Source organism: Mesorhizobium sp. M7A.F.Ca.CA.002.09.1.1 (assembly GCF_003998555.1).
Taxonomy (GTDB): domain Bacteria; phylum Pseudomonadota; class Alphaproteobacteria; order Rhizobiales; family Rhizobiaceae; genus Mesorhizobium; species Mesorhizobium ciceri.
Genome location: NZ_RZRR01000158.1, coordinates 7,652 through 8,114, shown reverse-complemented (window position 1 = coordinate 8,114; position 463 = coordinate 7,652). Strand labels below are relative to the sequence as shown.

Below are 463 nucleotides of genomic sequence, written 5' to 3'. Positions count from 1 at the left end.
GTTCCGGCCCGGCCGGCTATACGGCGGCGGTCTACGCCGCCCGCGCCATGCTGAAGCCGATGCTGGTCGCCGGCCTGCAGCAGGGCGGGCAGTTGATGATCACCACCGATGTCGAGAACTATCCCGGCTTCGCCGACCCGATCCAGGGTCCGTGGCTGATGGAGCAGATGCTGAAACAGGCCGAGCATGTCGGCACCGACATCATCAACGACATCATCACCGAGGTCGACCTCAACGTGCGACCGTTCCGTGCCAAGGGCGATTCCGGCACCACCTACACCGCCGACGCGCTGATCATCGCGACCGGCGCGCAAGCGAAATGGCTGGGCATCCCGACCGAGCAGGACTTTATGGGTTTTGGAGTCTCGGCCTGCGCCACCTGCGACGGCTTCTTCTACCGGGGCAAGGATGTCGCGGTGATCGGCGGCGGCAATTCGGCGGTGGAAGAGGCGCTCTATCTGTC

Annotated in this window: 1 protein-coding gene; it reads left to right on the top strand. The window is 65.0% G+C overall.

Translation table 11 applies throughout. The annotated features are described in order from the left end of the window. Positions 1 to 463, top strand: a 463-nt coding sequence (locus EN994_RS36015) for an FAD-dependent oxidoreductase (RefSeq protein WP_245466003.1), incomplete at both ends; no start/stop codon positions are given.